The 14,962-nt window shown below is 54.5% G+C and carries 14 protein-coding genes; 12 read left to right on the top strand and 2 right to left on the bottom strand.

What is annotated here, in order from left to right:
- Positions 1–82: 82 nt before the first annotated feature.
- Positions 83–643, bottom strand: coding sequence for an AmmeMemoRadiSam system protein A (amrA, locus tag K8I01_07895; protein ID MBZ0220338.1), 561 nt, complete (start codon positions 641–643; stop codon positions 83–85).
- An 85-nt stretch (positions 644–728) separates the two neighbouring features.
- On the opposite strand from amrA, the gene nadA reads away from it, so the two are divergent.
- Positions 729–1,667, top strand: coding sequence for a quinolinate synthase NadA (gene nadA, locus K8I01_07890; protein MBZ0220337.1), 939 nt, complete (start codon positions 729–731; stop codon positions 1,665–1,667).
- Positions 1,668–1,729: 62 nt separating this feature from the next.
- On the opposite strand, the gene K8I01_07885 is transcribed toward nadA, so the two are convergent.
- Complete coding sequence (locus K8I01_07885) at positions 1,730–4,342, bottom strand: cation-translocating P-type ATPase (protein MBZ0220336.1); 2,613 nt, start codon at positions 4,340–4,342, stop codon at positions 1,730–1,732.
- Positions 4,343–4,672: 330 nt separating this feature from the next.
- On the opposite strand from K8I01_07885, the gene waaF reads away from it, so the two are divergent.
- From waaF to K8I01_07830, 11 genes are all read left to right on the top strand, one after another.
- Positions 4,673–5,707: a lipopolysaccharide heptosyltransferase II gene (gene waaF, locus K8I01_07880; GenBank protein ID MBZ0220335.1), complete on the top strand. Its 1,035-nt coding sequence runs from the start codon at positions 4,673–4,675 to the stop codon at positions 5,705–5,707.
- Positions 5,704–6,264, top strand: a complete 561-nt coding sequence (locus K8I01_07875) for an HAD family hydrolase (GenBank protein ID MBZ0220334.1) — start codon at positions 5,704–5,706, stop codon at positions 6,262–6,264. Before waaF ends, K8I01_07875 begins: the two co-directional genes overlap by 4 nt.
- Entirely contained in the window at positions 6,261–7,274 is a 1,014-nt protein-coding gene (locus K8I01_07870; GenBank protein MBZ0220333.1) for a glycosyltransferase family 9 protein, read from the top strand. The genes K8I01_07875 and K8I01_07870 overlap by 4 nt, the downstream gene beginning before the upstream one ends.
- A gap of 24 nt (positions 7,275–7,298) precedes the next feature.
- Positions 7,299–7,868, top strand: a complete 570-nt coding sequence (locus K8I01_07865) for a phosphatase PAP2 family protein (GenBank protein MBZ0220332.1) — start codon at positions 7,299–7,301, stop codon at positions 7,866–7,868.
- Positions 7,869–8,219: 351 nt separating this feature from the next.
- Complete coding sequence (locus tag K8I01_07860; GenBank protein ID MBZ0220331.1) at positions 8,220–9,185, top strand: flippase-like domain-containing protein; 966 nt, start codon at positions 8,220–8,222, stop codon at positions 9,183–9,185.
- 62 nt (positions 9,186–9,247) lie between these two features.
- Complete coding sequence (locus tag K8I01_07855; protein MBZ0220330.1) at positions 9,248–9,418, top strand: Trm112 family protein; 171 nt, start codon at positions 9,248–9,250, stop codon at positions 9,416–9,418.
- Positions 9,419–9,429: 11 nt separating this feature from the next.
- Positions 9,430–10,611: a glycosyltransferase family 4 protein gene (locus K8I01_07850; protein MBZ0220329.1), complete on the top strand. Its 1,182-nt coding sequence runs from the start codon at positions 9,430–9,432 to the stop codon at positions 10,609–10,611.
- 62 nt (positions 10,612–10,673) lie between these two features.
- Positions 10,674–12,245, top strand: a complete 1,572-nt coding sequence (locus K8I01_07845) for a DUF4422 domain-containing protein (protein ID MBZ0220328.1) — start codon at positions 10,674–10,676, stop codon at positions 12,243–12,245.
- Between the two features lie 34 nt (positions 12,246–12,279).
- On the top strand, positions 12,280–13,284 hold the full coding sequence (locus K8I01_07840; protein ID MBZ0220327.1) for a hypothetical protein: 1,005 nt from the start codon (positions 12,280–12,282) through the stop codon (positions 13,282–13,284).
- Entirely contained in the window at positions 13,277–14,143 is an 867-nt protein-coding gene (locus K8I01_07835) for a glycosyltransferase (GenBank protein ID MBZ0220326.1), read from the top strand. The genes K8I01_07840 and K8I01_07835 overlap by 8 nt, the downstream gene beginning before the upstream one ends.
- Entirely contained in the window at positions 14,106–14,948 is an 843-nt protein-coding gene (locus K8I01_07830) for a hypothetical protein (GenBank protein MBZ0220325.1), read from the top strand. The genes K8I01_07835 and K8I01_07830 overlap by 38 nt, the downstream gene beginning before the upstream one ends.
- Positions 14,949–14,962 lie beyond the last annotated feature (14 nt).

Here is a 14,962-nt window from a genome sequence, read left to right as displayed (position 1 = left end):
CTCACGAGCATTCAATTCCGGATGTGGGCTATGAACGCCCTACACTTTGCTTAAACGGAATATAGCGCGGTTTTTGAAATAGCTACGGGTGCGCCAGCTTCTTTCCCCCGAACACCTCCGCCTCGAATACGTATATCGACGCGCCTTCCTTCCATGCGTCAGGCTTGAGGCCGGCCTTTACGCATGCCTCGGAAAGGAAGGTCTCCCTGTCGAAGCCGTGTTCGGTAGCAACCTGCGGAAGGAGAGCGCCGCGCTTATTCCCGAGCGCGATGACGAGGCCGTGGCGGCCCACCTCCACCTCCTCCGGATCCGCTATCTTCCTTAAAGGCGTAAGTACCGAAATCTCTATATCCAGATCCGGAAGCTCGTCCTCGCCGACTGGCACGAACCTCGGGTCCTCGGCGGCGGCCGCAGCCGCCATCCTCTCTATGGTCTTCCAGAGCGGGTCTTTTGAGGCGAAAACGCCTATGCAGCCCCGGAGACGCCCTTTCCTGTTTATGGTCACGAACGCGCCTGAGTCCTCGTTCAAGGCACCTGAGGCGTTATCAATTTTAAAGCTCGCTGCGGTCCTTCGGGCCCTGGCTTCTATCGCTTCCCGCGCTATCCTCAGGAGTTCCTTTTTTTCCCTTTCGCCTATCGGCATCTCATTAAATCCTTTACCGGCCTGATTTTTTGGAATAATATCATAAGTTGACGCGCGGGATAAAGGTGTTAGTCCGCGGGAACACATGACGCATGGGGAAGAGATGGACGGCAGGGAAGAAATTAAAAAAGAGGTGAGGGCGCTCCTTAAGGAACGGAACGCCATAATGCTCGCCCACAACTACCAGAGGGACGAGGTCCAGGAGATTGCCGATATAACGGGCGACTCGCTGGCGTTGAGCCAGGCGGCGGCAGAAAGCGGCGCGGAGGTGATAGTCTTCTGCGGGGTGCACTTCATGGCAGAGAGCGCGGCCATACTATCACCGCAAAAGACTGTAGTACTGCCGAGGATGGACGCGGGCTGCCCAATGGCAGACATGATAACCCCTGAAGACCTCGTAAGGGAAAAGGAGAAGAGGCCCGGCGTGCCGGTTGTCGCGTACGTAAATACCAGCGCCGCGGTCAAGGCATTAAGCGACATCTGCTGCACCTCGGCCAATGCCGTCAAGGTTGTCGATTCGCTACCCGAAGACCGGGCCTACATGATCCCGGACAGGAACCTCTCCCATTATGTCTCGCTCAGGTCGAAGAAGCGGATGGAATGGTGGGACGGCTACTGCCCGACCCACGAGAGGCTCACGGTTCAAGATGTGCTGAAGGCCAAAGAGGAGAACCCTGAAGCCCTCTTCGTCTGCCACCCGGAGTGCAGGCCCGAGGTCGTGAAGCTCGCGGACCACGTCTGCTCTACCTCAGGCATGTACAAGTTCGCGGCCTCTACGAGCGCAAAGACCCTGATAATAGGCACCGAGATGGGCATACTCTACAGGCTCAGGAAGGAAAACCCGGAGAAGAAGTTCGTCCTGCCGTCAAAGTCCCTCATTTGCCCCAACATGAAGCTCATAACGCTTGAGGACGTAAGGACGAGTCTCATAGAGATGAAGAACGTGGTAAGTGTCCCCGAGGATATAAGGGCGAGAGCCAGGGCCGCGCTCGACAGGATGCTCGCGGTGCCGAGGGATTTCTGATTTGACTTAAAAACCGTTCCGGTTCATAAAAACCCCGACGTTAGCGGCGGGGTTTTTTTTAATTACCCCCGCCTCATACGCCTCTTGAATAGCTTCTCGAACTCTACCGCAATGAATACCGCCGACGAAAGCGCGAGCGTCGCCGCAAGCTCGAGCATCGTGAGCGGCTCTGTCTTGAATATCGGGTTAAGAAACGGCACATAGATGACCGCCATCTGGAGCCCGAATGTAAGGAGGACCGCCCCGAGAAGGGGCTTGTTCGAGAAAAGCCCCATCGTGAAGAGCGATTCGGTGTCGGACCTGATGGCGAGCACATGCCCTATCTGGTTGAGGCATAAGACCGTAAATACCATCGTCTGCCAGGGGGCAGCATTCGTATTGATGCTCAGGGCCTGGGTAAGTATGGATACGCCGCCCATCAAGAGCCCGACCCAGATGATGTGCGCCCCCAGACCCTGCGCGAATATGCTCTCCTTCGGGTGCCTGGGCGGCCTCTTCATTACGTCCTTCTCCGAGCGCTCGGCCGCGAGCGCGAGCCCGGGAAGGCCGTCCGTAACGAGGTTTATCCAGAGTATGTGTATGGGGAGGAGCGGGATGGGGAGGCCGAAAAAGGGCGCAAGGAATATGGTCCATATCTCGCCCGAGTTGCTGGTCATGGTGTATTTTATGAACTTTCTTATGTTGTCGAATATCCTCCTGCCGTCCCTTACCGATTTCACGATCGTCGCGAAGTTGTCGTCGGTCAAAACCATATCAGAGGATTCCTTTGCGACATCGGTGCCGGTTATGCCCATTGCGACGCCGATATCGGACCTCTTGAGGGCCGGGGCGTCGTTGACGCCGTCGCCTGTCATGGCCACGAACTCGCCCTTGTCCTGGAGCGCCCGCACTATCTTCAATTTCTGCTCAGGCGCCACGCGCGCGTAGACCCTTATGTCCTCAACCCTTTTCTCGAACTCGTCCATAGGAAGCTTTTCAAGCTCCCGGCCGGTCATTATGAATTTAGCGTCGTCGCCGTCTATGAGGCCGAGCCTTTTCGCAATGACCCGAGCGGTTATCGGGTGGTCGCCCGTTATCATCACTGGCTTTATCCCGGCGGTCTTGCAGTCGGCGATGGCCTCCCTGGCTTCGTCCCTCGGCGGGTCCATTATGCCGGCAAGCCCCAGAATCGTGAGCCCGGTTTCCACCTCTCCGGCCTTAAGCTCCTCGGGGACGCTATCCCATTCCCTTTTCGCTACGCAGAGCACACGGAGACCGTCTGCAGCCATCCTCTCTCCCGCTGCCGCCAGCCCGGCGCTGTCGAGGGGTCTCCTGCCCTCATTCGCGAGCATGTCGACTGACCTCTCAAGGAGCACTTCGAGCGCGCCCTTTGTGACGCTCATGAACCGGCCGTCCGGCAAAAGGTGCACGGTCGTCATGGCCTTTCTTTCAGGATCAAAGGGTATCTCGTCCTTCCTCGGGAATTCTTTTTCGACCGCGTTCTTTTCAAAGCCGTGTTCTTTCGCGTAGTTGAAAAGCGCTACTTCCGTGGGGTCGCCGATGGTCCCTTCAGCGCCCTCGCGCGCGTCGTTACTGAGGGCGATGGCCCTCATGAATTCGAGAGAGGCGCCTCCCGAGGCCTTCTCCCCGGTCTTCCAGAGCCTGCCGCCTATGAAGGACTCCTCGACAGCCATCTTGTTCAGTGTGAGGGTGCCGGTCTTGTCCGAGCATATGTAGGTTATGGAGCCGAGCGTCTCTACCGCCGGGAGCTTTCGAACGAGGGCGTGCTGCTTAACGAGCCTCTTGGCCCCCAGGGCCAGGGAGATGGTAACTACCGCGGGAAGGGCCTCGGGTATCGCGGCAACCGCGAGCGAGATGGCCGTAAGGAGCATGAGGAGCGCCGGCTCCCCTCGGAGCATGCCGATGCCGAAGACGGCGGCCGAGATGAGGATTACGGCAATGGCGAGCTTCTGCCCGAAGCTCGCCAACCTCTTCTGAAGGGGGGTCTTTATATCCTCGCTTTCCTCGAGGAGCGACGCTATCCTCCCGAGCTCGGTCTCCTCGCCGGTTGCGGCCACGACCCCCTTGCCCCTGCCGTGGGTAACGGAGGTCCCGCTGAAGGCCATGTTCCTCCTGTCGCCTATGGGGAGGTCTTTTTCGTGGAGAACGCGGGTGTGCTTCTCGACCGGAACCGATTCGCCCGTGAGAGCGGCCTCCTCAGCGAAGAGCCGCGCCGCCTCGATGAGCCTCAGGTCAGCGGGAACGATGTTCCCGGCTTCCAGTACGACGATATCGCCGGGCACGAGCATGGAGGCCGGGATCGCGACCGGCGCTCCGTCCCTCAAGACGAGCGCCGAGGGCGCGGCCATCTTCTTGAGCGCCGCTATCGCCCTCTCGGCCCTGTACTCCTGGACGAAGCCTATGATCGCGTTCAGGACGACTATGACTATAATGGCTATTGTGTCGGCCGGCTCCCCTATGAGCCCCGAGACGATTGCCGCGGCCAGGAGGACTATTATCATGAAATCCTTGAACTGGTCGAGGAACATGGCGAACACGGACCGCTTCTTTTTCTCCTCCAGGACGTTCGGCCCGTACTCCTCGAGCCTCCTTCCGGCCTCCTCCTGCGTGAGGCCTTCGGGAGCGGAGCGGAGCGCGCCCAGGACTTCCTCATATTCCTTAAGATACCAGTTCATCGGTCCTCCAGGAGCTGAATCTGCCCCGTATTGACTGTAATCAGGAAACTTCAAAGATTATTCTTGTTTTCACAGGTAACGGGAAGGGCATAAAACAGGGCATCCAGTGTTCCTCCCAAGAAGTGCGGCGGGGAGAGATATTGAGCGGCTTAAGTACGGGTGTATTTGAAAAAAAATAGCAAAAACCCGGTATGAAGTCAAGGCGCCCACCGGTTTTGCAGATTGAAACCCAGCCCTTTTTCGTACTATAATCAATGGAATCCAGGGATGGTCCTTGCACGTTCAAGCTGCCTGGGTTTTTCCCCCGAATTCAATGTTACCAACAGGCGTATGCGCAAGGAAAACGGAAAAAAGGTCCTCGTAAGGGTGCCGAACTGGATAGGCGACGCGGTCATGTGCCTTCCGGCCCTGGAGGCATTGAAGCGCCTCTTCCCTTCTTCAACTATAACCGTACTCGCCAGACCCAAGGTCATCCCGGTATTCGAGAATAACCCGGCTGTTTCGGAAATATTGGAGTTCGGCTCGAAAAAAGGCGGCATACTTGAAAAACTAAGCATCTCCTCTGAGCTGAAGGGCAGGGGGTTTGATACGGCTGTTCTCTTCCAGAACGCCTTTGAGGCCGCCTTCCTCTCCTTCCTCTCAAGGATACCGGAGCGGGTAGGCTATGCAAGGGACTTGAGGTCAGCCTTCCTCACCAGGGCGGTACCGGTGGACCGGGAGATAAAGAAGAGGCATCATGTTTTCTATTATCTGAACCTCGTCGAGGCCCTTGGGGGGCCGATGGAGGACGAAAAGGAAGCGCCGGTCCCGAAGCTGTATATAAGCGAGGAGGAGGCAGGCTGGGCAAGCGAATTCCTTGAGAAAAAGGGGCTTCCCGGCCGGCCTCTTTTCGGGGCCGCGCCTGGCGCGAGCTACGGCCCGGCAAAGATGTGGCCCCCGGAAAGGTTCTCATCTGTCCTTAAGGAGCTTACGGAGGCCCGGAAAGGCGCTGCCCTTGTCTTCGGCGGCCCGGACGATAAGGAAGCGTGCGGCGCGCTCAAGCGGGCGTACCCGCATGCTCTCGACCTTTCGGGAGCGCTAAATCTCAGGCAATCCATGGCGCTCATGTCGCTCCTCGACGCCTTTATAACGAACGACTCGGGGCCCATGCACATCTCAGCCGCCCTGGGCGTCCCGACAGTCGCGATATTCGGCTCGACCGATTCGGTCCTTACCGGGCCTGTAGGGGAAAAGACGGCTGTCGTCGGCAAGAAGATGGAATGCAGCCCCTGTTTTAAAAGGGAATGCAAATACGGACACTACGAGTGCCTGAGGGCCATAGAGGCGGGCGAGGTCCTGAAGGCAGCTAAAGGCTTACTTGCATGAAGAAGCAGGCGGGGACCGTTTTTCTCGATAGGGACGGGACCATAAACGAGGACGTAGGCTATCTTTCGGACCCGGACGGCATCATCCTCATCGAGGGCGCGACAAAGGCCATAAGGCTCCTTAACGAGCGCGATCTCAAGATAATAGTCCTGAGCAACCAGTCAGGTGTGGGGAGGGGCTATTATACGGATGCCCAGGTGGATGCCGTGAACCGGAGGCTCAAGGATCTCCTCGGCAAGGAAGGCGCGAGGATTGACGGGGTATACTACTGCAACCACCACCCCGATGTAGACTGTCAGTGCAGGAAGCCTTTGCCCGGTCTTGTGGAGCTCGCGGCGCTTGAGCACGAGATAGATTCGAAAAAGGCATACATGGTCGGGGACAAGGCATCTGATGTCGGGCTTGCCCGGAACATAGGCGCAAAAGGCATACTCGTCCTTACGGGCAAGGGCGCGAGCGAGCTCGAGGGCATGGTGGAAGCCCCTGACTTCATAGCCAGGGACATACTCGAGGCAGCGGCCTGGATACTCGCCGACCTTGAACGGCCTGCCTTATGAAGGTCCTCATAATAAAGCTATCGTCCATCGGGGATGTCGTGCACACGCTCCCGGCCCTTGACGCCCTCAAGAAGGGCTTCAGGGCAAAGGGCGTGAAGGCCAGGATAGACTGGCTCGTCGAGGAGGCCGCAAGCGGCATCCTGAAGGGGCACCCGCTTATAGACGAGGTTATAACCGTAAGGCGCGGCTGGGCTCGGAACATAAGGGAGAACCTCCAGACCGCGAGGCGCTTGAGGGAGCGGCGCTATGACCTTGCGCTCGATTTCCAGGGGTTACTTAAAAGCGGCGCATGGGTCTGGCTTACGGCCGCGAAAAGGAGAGTAGGCTTCTCCAATTCACGGGAGTTGAGCCATGTTTTCCTGAATGAAAAGCTCCCGGCCTACGACCCCGAAAGGCACGCGGTAGACAGGTACCTGGACCTCGCAAGGCATGTCGTTGGGGTGGGGGGCCCTGTGGACGCGCCGGCCTTTACCATTGGCCTAGGAGATGAGGAGAGGTCGATAAGAGAGAAGCTTGACAGAAAAGGGGTGAAGGGCCCTTTTTTCGTGATGGTGACCAGGGCGAGGTGGGCTACCAAGCTCTGGAACGACGAGAAATTCGTGGAGCTTGCCCGAAGGATAGCGGGGGAGAAGGGGCTCCGGCCCGTGCTCATAGGCGGCCCTTCGGACGCATCTGATCTTTCATCAATGGCCGGGGCCATAGGGAAGGGCGCGGTAAGCCTTGCGGGCGAGACGGACTTGAAGGAGCTTACGGCCCTTATGAAGCTATCCAGGTTCGCCGTGACCGTTGATTCCGGCCCCATGCACATAGCCGCAGCCGCAGGTGCGCGCATAATCGCCCTCTTCGGGCCGACCGCGCCCTGGAGGACCGGGCCGTACGGAGACGGGCACATCGTAATAAGGAAAAGCATCGATTGCAGCCCCTGTTTCAAAAGGGAGTGCAGGGATGCTAAATGCATGAATCTGATATCGGTCGACGAGGTCCTGCAGGCCGTAAACTCTTTGAAGTAAACCAGAGCCTGAGGCGAAAGAAGTATGGACTACATAGCGGGACTCGATATCCGCCTCTTCTGGCTCATAAACACCGCCTGGACCTCCCCGGCCCTCGACCCGGTCATGGCATACGCGACCGAGAAGTTGAACTTCATCGGTATGATGATAGTGGGCTCTGCGCTCGTCTGGATTCTGGGAAGGAGGCGGGATTTCAAAGGGCTCGTGCTTCTCCCCGCGGCCGTCCTCATTGGCGAGCTGGCCTCAGGCGCCCTGAAGCTCGCCTTCATGAGGCCCAGGCCCTGCCGCGCGCTCGAAAACGTGAGGCTTCTTGTCGACTGCCCCGCCTCTTATTCGCTTCCTTCCGGGCACGCGACGGCGGCATTCGCGGCAATGGCCTTTCTCTCTGCCAGGCACAGGAGGTTCTGGCCTCTCTTTATGATCTTTGCCGCCTTTGTAGCGTACACGCGGCCCTATGTGGGCGCGCATTACCCGACTGATATAGCGGCGGGCGCGCTACTCGGGACCTTCATAGCGCTCATAGCCGTAAAGGCGGAGAAGAGGTTTTTTGGAGGCACGGCCCCCGTTGACAAAGGCGGGGGCGAAAAGCGGTAGGAGAAGGATCCTGATAGGGATAATGAACCTCTCCGTAGGAGGCTACGAAGTATCCTCAATGTAAGGGAGATGAGTTAAAAACAGCACAGGAATTCCGGTAATTTGGCCTGAACATAATAAGGGCCGTAAGCGCGGCAATCCTCTGGAATAATCGCTCCGGAAAGGTTACAATCTGGAGGTTTTTGGGCAGGTTGCGAAAAAACGAAACCTGCGATGGATGGATTGCCGGATCGCGGGAGTAAAAACGAGCGACCTGTGGAACTTGCACGAATTCACTTCGGGCAAGTCGTGGATGAAAAAGTCCAGGAAAAGACTTTTTCATCATACAGTCAGGAAAGGCGGCAGAGGCGGATGAAAAGCGTAATATCGACACTGATTAAAGTCTGCATAAGCGGGGCAATAATGTATGTGCTCCTCCGGAACCTCGACCTTGACGCGCTCTGGAAGACCTTTGCCTCGGTAAACCCGCTCTCGGTCGCCTTCGTGGCTTTCGTCTTCCTGTCGGTCCAGACCATAGCCACTTACAGGTGGTCGGTGATACTGAAAAAGGACATGACCGTTCCCTATTCAAGGCTCCTTTCCATCTATTTCATCGGCCTCTTTTTCAATAACTTTCTCCCGACGATGGTCGGCGGCGACCTCGTCAAGGGCTACTACCTCTACAAGCATTCAAGGAAGGGCGATGTCGCGCTCGCCTCGATATTCATGGACAGGTATGCGGGTTTCGCCGCGCTCATGTGCATAACTGCGCTGGCCCTTATCCCGGGATACCCGCTCATATCCGGCACGGCACTGCCTGGTTTTTTTGTGCTCCTCATAGGCGGTTTCACCTTCATGAGCATGGTAATCTGGATAGGGCCGCTCCATTCCTGGGCCATGCGCATTCTCGATAAGGTCCACTTCTACGGCATAAACAAGAAGATAGACACCTTTTACAAGGTGCTAATGAGCTATAAAAGCCATCACGGCATACTCTACCGGATATTCGCCTGCTCGGTCGTCATACAGGGAGGAGTAATTATCGGCTATTACGTGCTCGGCTCGGGCCTCGGTATGGACGTGCCCGTGGGCTATTACTTCCTCTTTATCCCGCTCACGACCGCCATCTCCATGCTCCCGATCTCGCTATCCGGGCTCGGCATCAGGGAGGGCGCGTTCATATTCCTCTTCACGATGATAGGCGCCTCGAAGGAGCAGGCCATCGCGCTATCGCTCCTCTGGTTCGCGACCGGCGTCTTCGTAAGCGTCATAGGAGGGGTCGAATACGTGAGGATGGGCGGCAGGAAGGCCGTAGAGGAAGGCATGGCCCGGAAGTGAATCAAATGGCCGGGGCCTGAAAAGTTTTCATTGGCTTCGTAATCAATTCACGGAGGTGATTAATGGCGATAGACAAGGAGCTTCTCGAAATCCTTGCGTGCCCGAAGTGCAAGGGCGGCATAAAGCTGAACGAAAAGAAGGACGGGCTCGTCTGCGAAAGGTGCAAGCTCGTCTACCCGATAAAGGACGATATCCCGGTGATGCTCGTTGACGAGGCTACGCCGCTCAGATAATGGGGCCAGGAATGCCCCAGGGCGGCAAATATAAAACCGGAAGGACGAAGGTCGCGGTCGCCATCCCCAAGTTCGGGCTGGTCGGCGGCGGCGAGCGCTTCGCTAGCGAGATTACGGAGCGACTCGCCCTCTGCGAAGATTATGAGATACATGTCTTCGCTAACAAATGGGTGGCGCGCTCGGGCCGGATAACGTACCACAAGGTCCCGATGGTCCGCTTCCCCCGGTTCCTCCGCCCATTGTCATTCGCTTTTTTCGCTCAGACGATGATAGGCAGGGGCGGCTTCGACATTATCCATTCGCACGACTGGATATTCCGCGCCGACGTATTTACCATGCACTGCGTGCCGCACGCTGTCTGGGCGCGTGAGGTAAGGAGAAAAACACCGAGCCTCTTTGACAGGGCGATAACGGCCCTTGAGGGGCGGATGCTCTCATCCGGGGGCGCCTCGGTCTTCCTTCCGGTCTCGTCCATCGCGTTCGAGGCGTTCCGCCGCGAATACCCCTCCCTCCCCGGCCGCTGGCAGACGATGCACCCGGGTGTGGACTTTGAAAGGTTCTCCAAGCCTGACCGCGCCGCATGCCGGGCCGGGATAAGGGAGCGCTACGGCATAAAAGATTCGGACCTACTCCTCCTCTTCGTGGGCATGAACTTCGAGGTGAAGGGGCTGGATACAATAATAAGGGCTCTTGCGCGGGCGCGCGCCAAAAGGCCTGATGCGGGAATAAAGCTTCTGGTGGTCGGGCGGGGTGATGAAAAAAAATACGGCGAACTGGCCCGCTCGCTTGGCGTTGAAGACGCGGTGGTATTCGCCGGCAAGCAGGCGGAAGGCCTGGAGAGGTTTTACAGGGCCGCAGACCTCTATATCATGCTCTCGGCCTTCGATACCTTCGGCATGGTGGTCCTTGAGGCAATGGCAGCAGGGCTGCCGGCGATTGTAAGCCCGAATGTCGGGGCAAAGGACCTGGCCGAGGAGGGCGTAAACGGCTTTGTCCTGCCGGACGGAAAGGACGCGGAGACGGCGGCTGAAAGGATTTTGCAATTATTGGATACGACACGGCGGCAGGCTATGGGCAGGGCGGCGGGCCTGACCGCGGCAGGTCACGATTGGGAGAGATTGACCGGGAAGATGAAAGCTGTTTACCAGGAAGTCCTCCTTAAGGGCTGCGTCCTTGCCGGGGCAGGCGCGTAATGGCTGCGAAAACGCCTGACGTATCGGTCGTTATGTTTTTTACATGCTAAGTGCACTATTGCTTGGCGAACTGGGTAGAATACCAAGAAAATGTTGAGGTTTGCATCTGTGTTGAGAAAAGTGCGGCAGGTGAAATGAAGGCCTGGAAGGTTTTCATATTCTGTCATAACGTTATATGGGATGAGATGTATGAGGGAGACCCTGGTTTTTCTCCTAAAAATTATACATTTTTGAAATTGGGCAATCATTATCTGCATCGGAATATTTCCAAGGATTATAAGGTGATTGCCGAGTCTGATTTCCCAATCAGTTGGCCTTCGCCGTTCTATGCTGAAATCACCGGGATGTATTGTGTCTACAAGAATAATCTTCACCGTGGGTTGGACTACGTTGGGTTTTCTCATTACGATAAAGAACACAGGCTTATCGGGTCTGGCGGAAAACCTAATATCAAGGAGCTTGAGGCATTAAGGATACAGTCCGATATGAAGCAGCAGAAACTTGACAGGCCCACTAATATAACCGCACTGATAAACGAGAAATTAGCTTTTCACTGTCCTGTCCATGTCTCTCTTGAGAGTCACGATTTTAAAAAAATATATAGTCAACGTGTTTTAATGGATGAGAGCCAGCCTGACGCTTTCGTTGGGGATGGGATCAATTGCATTGATCGCATCTTGGATGAGTACAATTCTTTTTTTCGGACGAGCTATACCCTCACAGATGTGGCCAAGGATGGCTTTCTCAATATGTGCGATTGTTTTATAACACCAGTGCCCTTATTTGAAAAATTGATGTCTTTCCTCGTGCCCATCATTGAAACGAGAAAGCTCGATTTTTATGATTCCACGCGCTCCCACAGGCTCCAGGGGGGGCTGCTTGAACGCTATGTTGCCGTATTCTTTGCTCTGGAAGAAATCGAAAAAATAGACCTGTCCATCGTGCATCATTACTCTAAAAAATTGAAACGCGAGGGGAGTTCAATGAATTATGGCATCGAGAAATTAATAAGCCGCACCTTCTTGTACGATATCGTGACAGATAAACGGCACAAAAAGGAGTTGTTGAAATGGGTTGAAAATAACCGGCCCTGCCCGCCGCCACATCTGATTAAACAAAGTGTGGTTAAGGACTATGCGAGGCGGTTTTCGATAAAAACGCTCGTAGAGACAGGCACCTATCTGGGCTTTATGATTCGCGCCACAAGAGACATCTTCAGCCGTATCTATTCGATCGAGCTTGACGAGGTTTTATACCAGCGGGCCGCAAAGAAATTTTCCAAATACAAGCATGTCAAAATGCTTCAGGGGGACAGCGGTGAAGTATTGAAAAACCTGATGGGAAACTTGAGTGGGGCTTGCCTTTTTTGGCTGGACGCGCACCATTCGAGCGGCGCAACATTCACAACCGGAAAAGGTAAAAAGCTGACGCCGATAGTTTCCGAGCTGGAACATATCTTGCATCAAGAGAATGCTGACGATCATGTCATTTTGATTGACGATGCCCGAGAATTTACTGGTGAAAACGACTATCCGACTCTGCAGGAATTGGAGAAGCTCGTGAAGACGATAAAGCCCCAGTTCGTTATGTCAGTGCAGGATGATATTATTAGAATCCATAGAGGCGCGCAATAACCGATAACAAGGTGATTGGGCTGCAGGGAATCACATGCATAGAGAGGCCGAAAGAAATAATCTTAAGCTCGTTTGCGTCGTCAAAGATTGGGACTGGCCGGATATTTTACGTCAAACGCCCGGGGGAAAAGGCGTGTGGGACGGGCTGCATTTCAGCACGGATGCGGTAGAATGTGACGCGCTGGTCATACTTAACAATCGTCTAAAACGCGAGGTCAGGGCAACCTGCCCTAAAGAGAATGTCTGGGCATTAATGCAGGAACCCTATGTCAGGGGTTTTACAGATTGGATGGTGGAGGGGCATGTGCCATTTGCGCATGTACTAACGAGTCATCCGGCCGACTCATCTGAAAAATACGTTCTCTCTCAACCTGCCGTCCCGTGGCATGTCAACCACACATTCGACCAGCTGACGACCATTGATATACCCGATAAGAGCCGCCCACTATCTTGGGTCGTGGGCAATTGCAAGGACTTGCCCGGCCATATGGACCGATTCGCATTTCTCAAGACTCTGCAGTGTACGTCTGATATTCCAGCCGACCTGTTTGGTCGCGCCGTGCGCCCCATAGAGGATAAGTGGGACGGGCTCGCGCCCTACAGGTTCTCGCTAGCGATTGAAAATACTGTTTCCACGGATTACTGGACGGAGAAGATTGCAGATTGTTTTTTGTCCTGGACGGTGCCAATTTATCATGGCTGCCCCAACCTAGCCAACTATTTCCCTCAGGAATCATACGTCCATATAGATATAAGAAGGCCTGCCGAGGCCCTTGCAGCTATCCGCAAGGTTTTGAATGAAGACGCTTTGGAATGGAAGCGGCGCCTGCCTGCTCTCGTAGAAGCGAGACGCAGGGTTCTTTACGAGTACCAGTTATTCCCACACCTTACAAGGATGCTCCGCAGAAAAGCGAGACAGGACGGGAATAGGGACTGTATCACCATACCCCCATATCGAAGAAGCTTAAAAGCAGGACTCTGGCGCAGAATCAGCAAGGCAAAGATGTCAATTAAGCGTCTGGCCGGTGCAAATGATTAATTCTGTGAGCGTCATTATTTCGTTTTATGAACGACTTTCGCATCTGAAGTGCTGTCTTGACGCTTTAAGAGCGTGCAGAAATGATTTCAGCGAAGTTGTTATTGCTGATGACGGATCACGCGAGGAGACGGTCGAAGCCATCAGGATGATGATTCCCTCCTATCCTTTTCGGATAATTCATGCATGGCAGCCAAAGGATGGTTTCCGGCTCGCGTCTGTCAGGAATAACGGCATACGCAATTCAAGTGGAGAGTATTTGATCTTCATCGATTGTGACTTTGTGTTATTGCCGGGCACTATACGTTCCCATATCGAATGCGCCAAGCGCAGGAGATTCGTGGCAGGTTTATGCAAGTATCTTCCCGAGGAGCAGACCCGTTCATTAATGGCGCAGGGAATCACGCCCGAGCGGCTTGAGCGCTTCTATAAGGCCCTCCCGGAGCGCCCTATTACACGGGAGCATTGGAAGTTTTTTAGATATAGCATGCTGATACGCATCGGTCTCGCGAACGAGCGAAAACAGCGATGCAGCAGTCATTTTTCTATACACCGCGCCGATATGGAAGCCATTAACGGATATGATGAGAATTTTGTCGGATGGGGCGGGGAAGATGAGGACATTTCCCTTCGGATGGTGAAGGTCGGTTTTCGCGGATATTCGGTCATTCGTGAGGCGAAAACGCTCCATCTTTGGCACCACAAAGAATTGGGAGAGAAACATTGGAGAGAAGGCTCTAATATCGAGTATCTGTACAGGAAGAATATTCCCAGTTTCTGTGAAAACGGTCTGATTAAAAAAGCAGTAGTGCCCGGGGAGGATAATGAGCCGTCTGGTAGATCTGGCAAGGGAATTGAGTGACAAAGCTAAAAAGCACCTTTCTGGAGAGGGCGCCGGACGCATAAGGCCGGAGGATATATCTATCGGTATAACCACGTTTGAAGCGAGATTTGATAGGTATTTCACCCCACTCTTGTGTAGGCTCAGGGAATACGTCGGCAATGAAATCGTGGTTGCCGTCAATGGAGAGAACGGCAAGAAATTCAGTGAGGAATACCGGAAAAATGTTCTAAAGAGCGCTGCTAATCAGGAAAACGTTTTTCCTATTCTATTTCCAAGCTTCCGTGGTTTGTCAAAGCTTTGGAACAGTATTATTATACATGCTTCAAATGACTATATTTTAATGCTGAACGACGACATTATGATAAGCCGTCCAGATTTCATGGAAAAGGTCTGCATGACACTTAGTCGCAATAACGGGAGGTCGTTCCAGATCAATGGCTCCTGGTCCCATTTTTTGATCGCTCGCGAGGAAATTGATGAGCTTGGTTACTTCGATGAGCGTTTATTGGGCATCGGAGAGGAGGATGGGGATATCATCTGGCGGTATCAGGACAGGTATGGCCGGGAGGTTGCAAACTTCAAAATTAAAGGTTTCGAGAATTTTGCCGAGGAATCGACCCGGACCTATACGCCCATAAACATAAGGACGCATTCCGGGACCAAATACAGTCTTTTCAACCGCAAGTTCATTTTAGAGGAAAAATATCAAGAGTCCCCGGAGGGACTGAAAGGCATTTTTGATAAGCCGGTCATCATCAAAAATCCAAGCGAAAATCAATATCCAAGCGAGAAGTTTTACAGGCAGCGCAGGAACGAATTATAATGTCCCGCACGTCA

It is taken from the genome of Deltaproteobacteria bacterium (genome assembly GCA_019912665.1).
GTDB lineage: Bacteria > Desulfobacterota > GWC2-55-46 > GWC2-55-46 > GWC2-55-46 > UBA5799.
The sequence above is the reverse complement of the archived record's forward strand: the minus strand, read 5'-3'. Positions and strand labels throughout refer to the sequence as shown.

Coding starts and splice junctions, on each gene's coding strand:
- amrA (MBZ0220338.1), bottom strand. CDS start 643: ATGCCGATAGGCGAAAGGGAAAAAAAGGAACTCCTGAGGATAGCGCGG.
- nadA (MBZ0220337.1), top strand. CDS start 729: ATGACGCATGGGGAAGAGATGGACGGCAGGGAAGAAATTAAAAAAGAG.
- K8I01_07885 (MBZ0220336.1), bottom strand. CDS start 4,342: ATGAACTGGTATCTTAAGGAATATGAGGAAGTCCTGGGCGCGCTCCGC.
- waaF (MBZ0220335.1), top strand. CDS start 4,673: ATGCGCAAGGAAAACGGAAAAAAGGTCCTCGTAAGGGTGCCGAACTGG.
- K8I01_07875 (MBZ0220334.1), top strand. CDS start 5,704: ATGAAGAAGCAGGCGGGGACCGTTTTTCTCGATAGGGACGGGACCATA.
- K8I01_07870 (MBZ0220333.1), top strand. CDS start 6,261: ATGAAGGTCCTCATAATAAAGCTATCGTCCATCGGGGATGTCGTGCAC.
- K8I01_07865 (MBZ0220332.1), top strand. CDS start 7,299: ATGGACTACATAGCGGGACTCGATATCCGCCTCTTCTGGCTCATAAAC.
- K8I01_07860 (MBZ0220331.1), top strand. CDS start 8,220: ATGAAAAGCGTAATATCGACACTGATTAAAGTCTGCATAAGCGGGGCA.
- K8I01_07855 (MBZ0220330.1), top strand. CDS start 9,248: ATGGCGATAGACAAGGAGCTTCTCGAAATCCTTGCGTGCCCGAAGTGC.
- K8I01_07850 (MBZ0220329.1), top strand. CDS start 9,430: ATGCCCCAGGGCGGCAAATATAAAACCGGAAGGACGAAGGTCGCGGTC.
- K8I01_07840 (MBZ0220327.1), top strand. CDS start 12,280: ATGCATAGAGAGGCCGAAAGAAATAATCTTAAGCTCGTTTGCGTCGTC.
- K8I01_07835 (MBZ0220326.1), top strand. CDS start 13,277: ATGATTAATTCTGTGAGCGTCATTATTTCGTTTTATGAACGACTTTCG.
- K8I01_07830 (MBZ0220325.1), top strand. CDS start 14,106: ATGAGCCGTCTGGTAGATCTGGCAAGGGAATTGAGTGACAAAGCTAAA.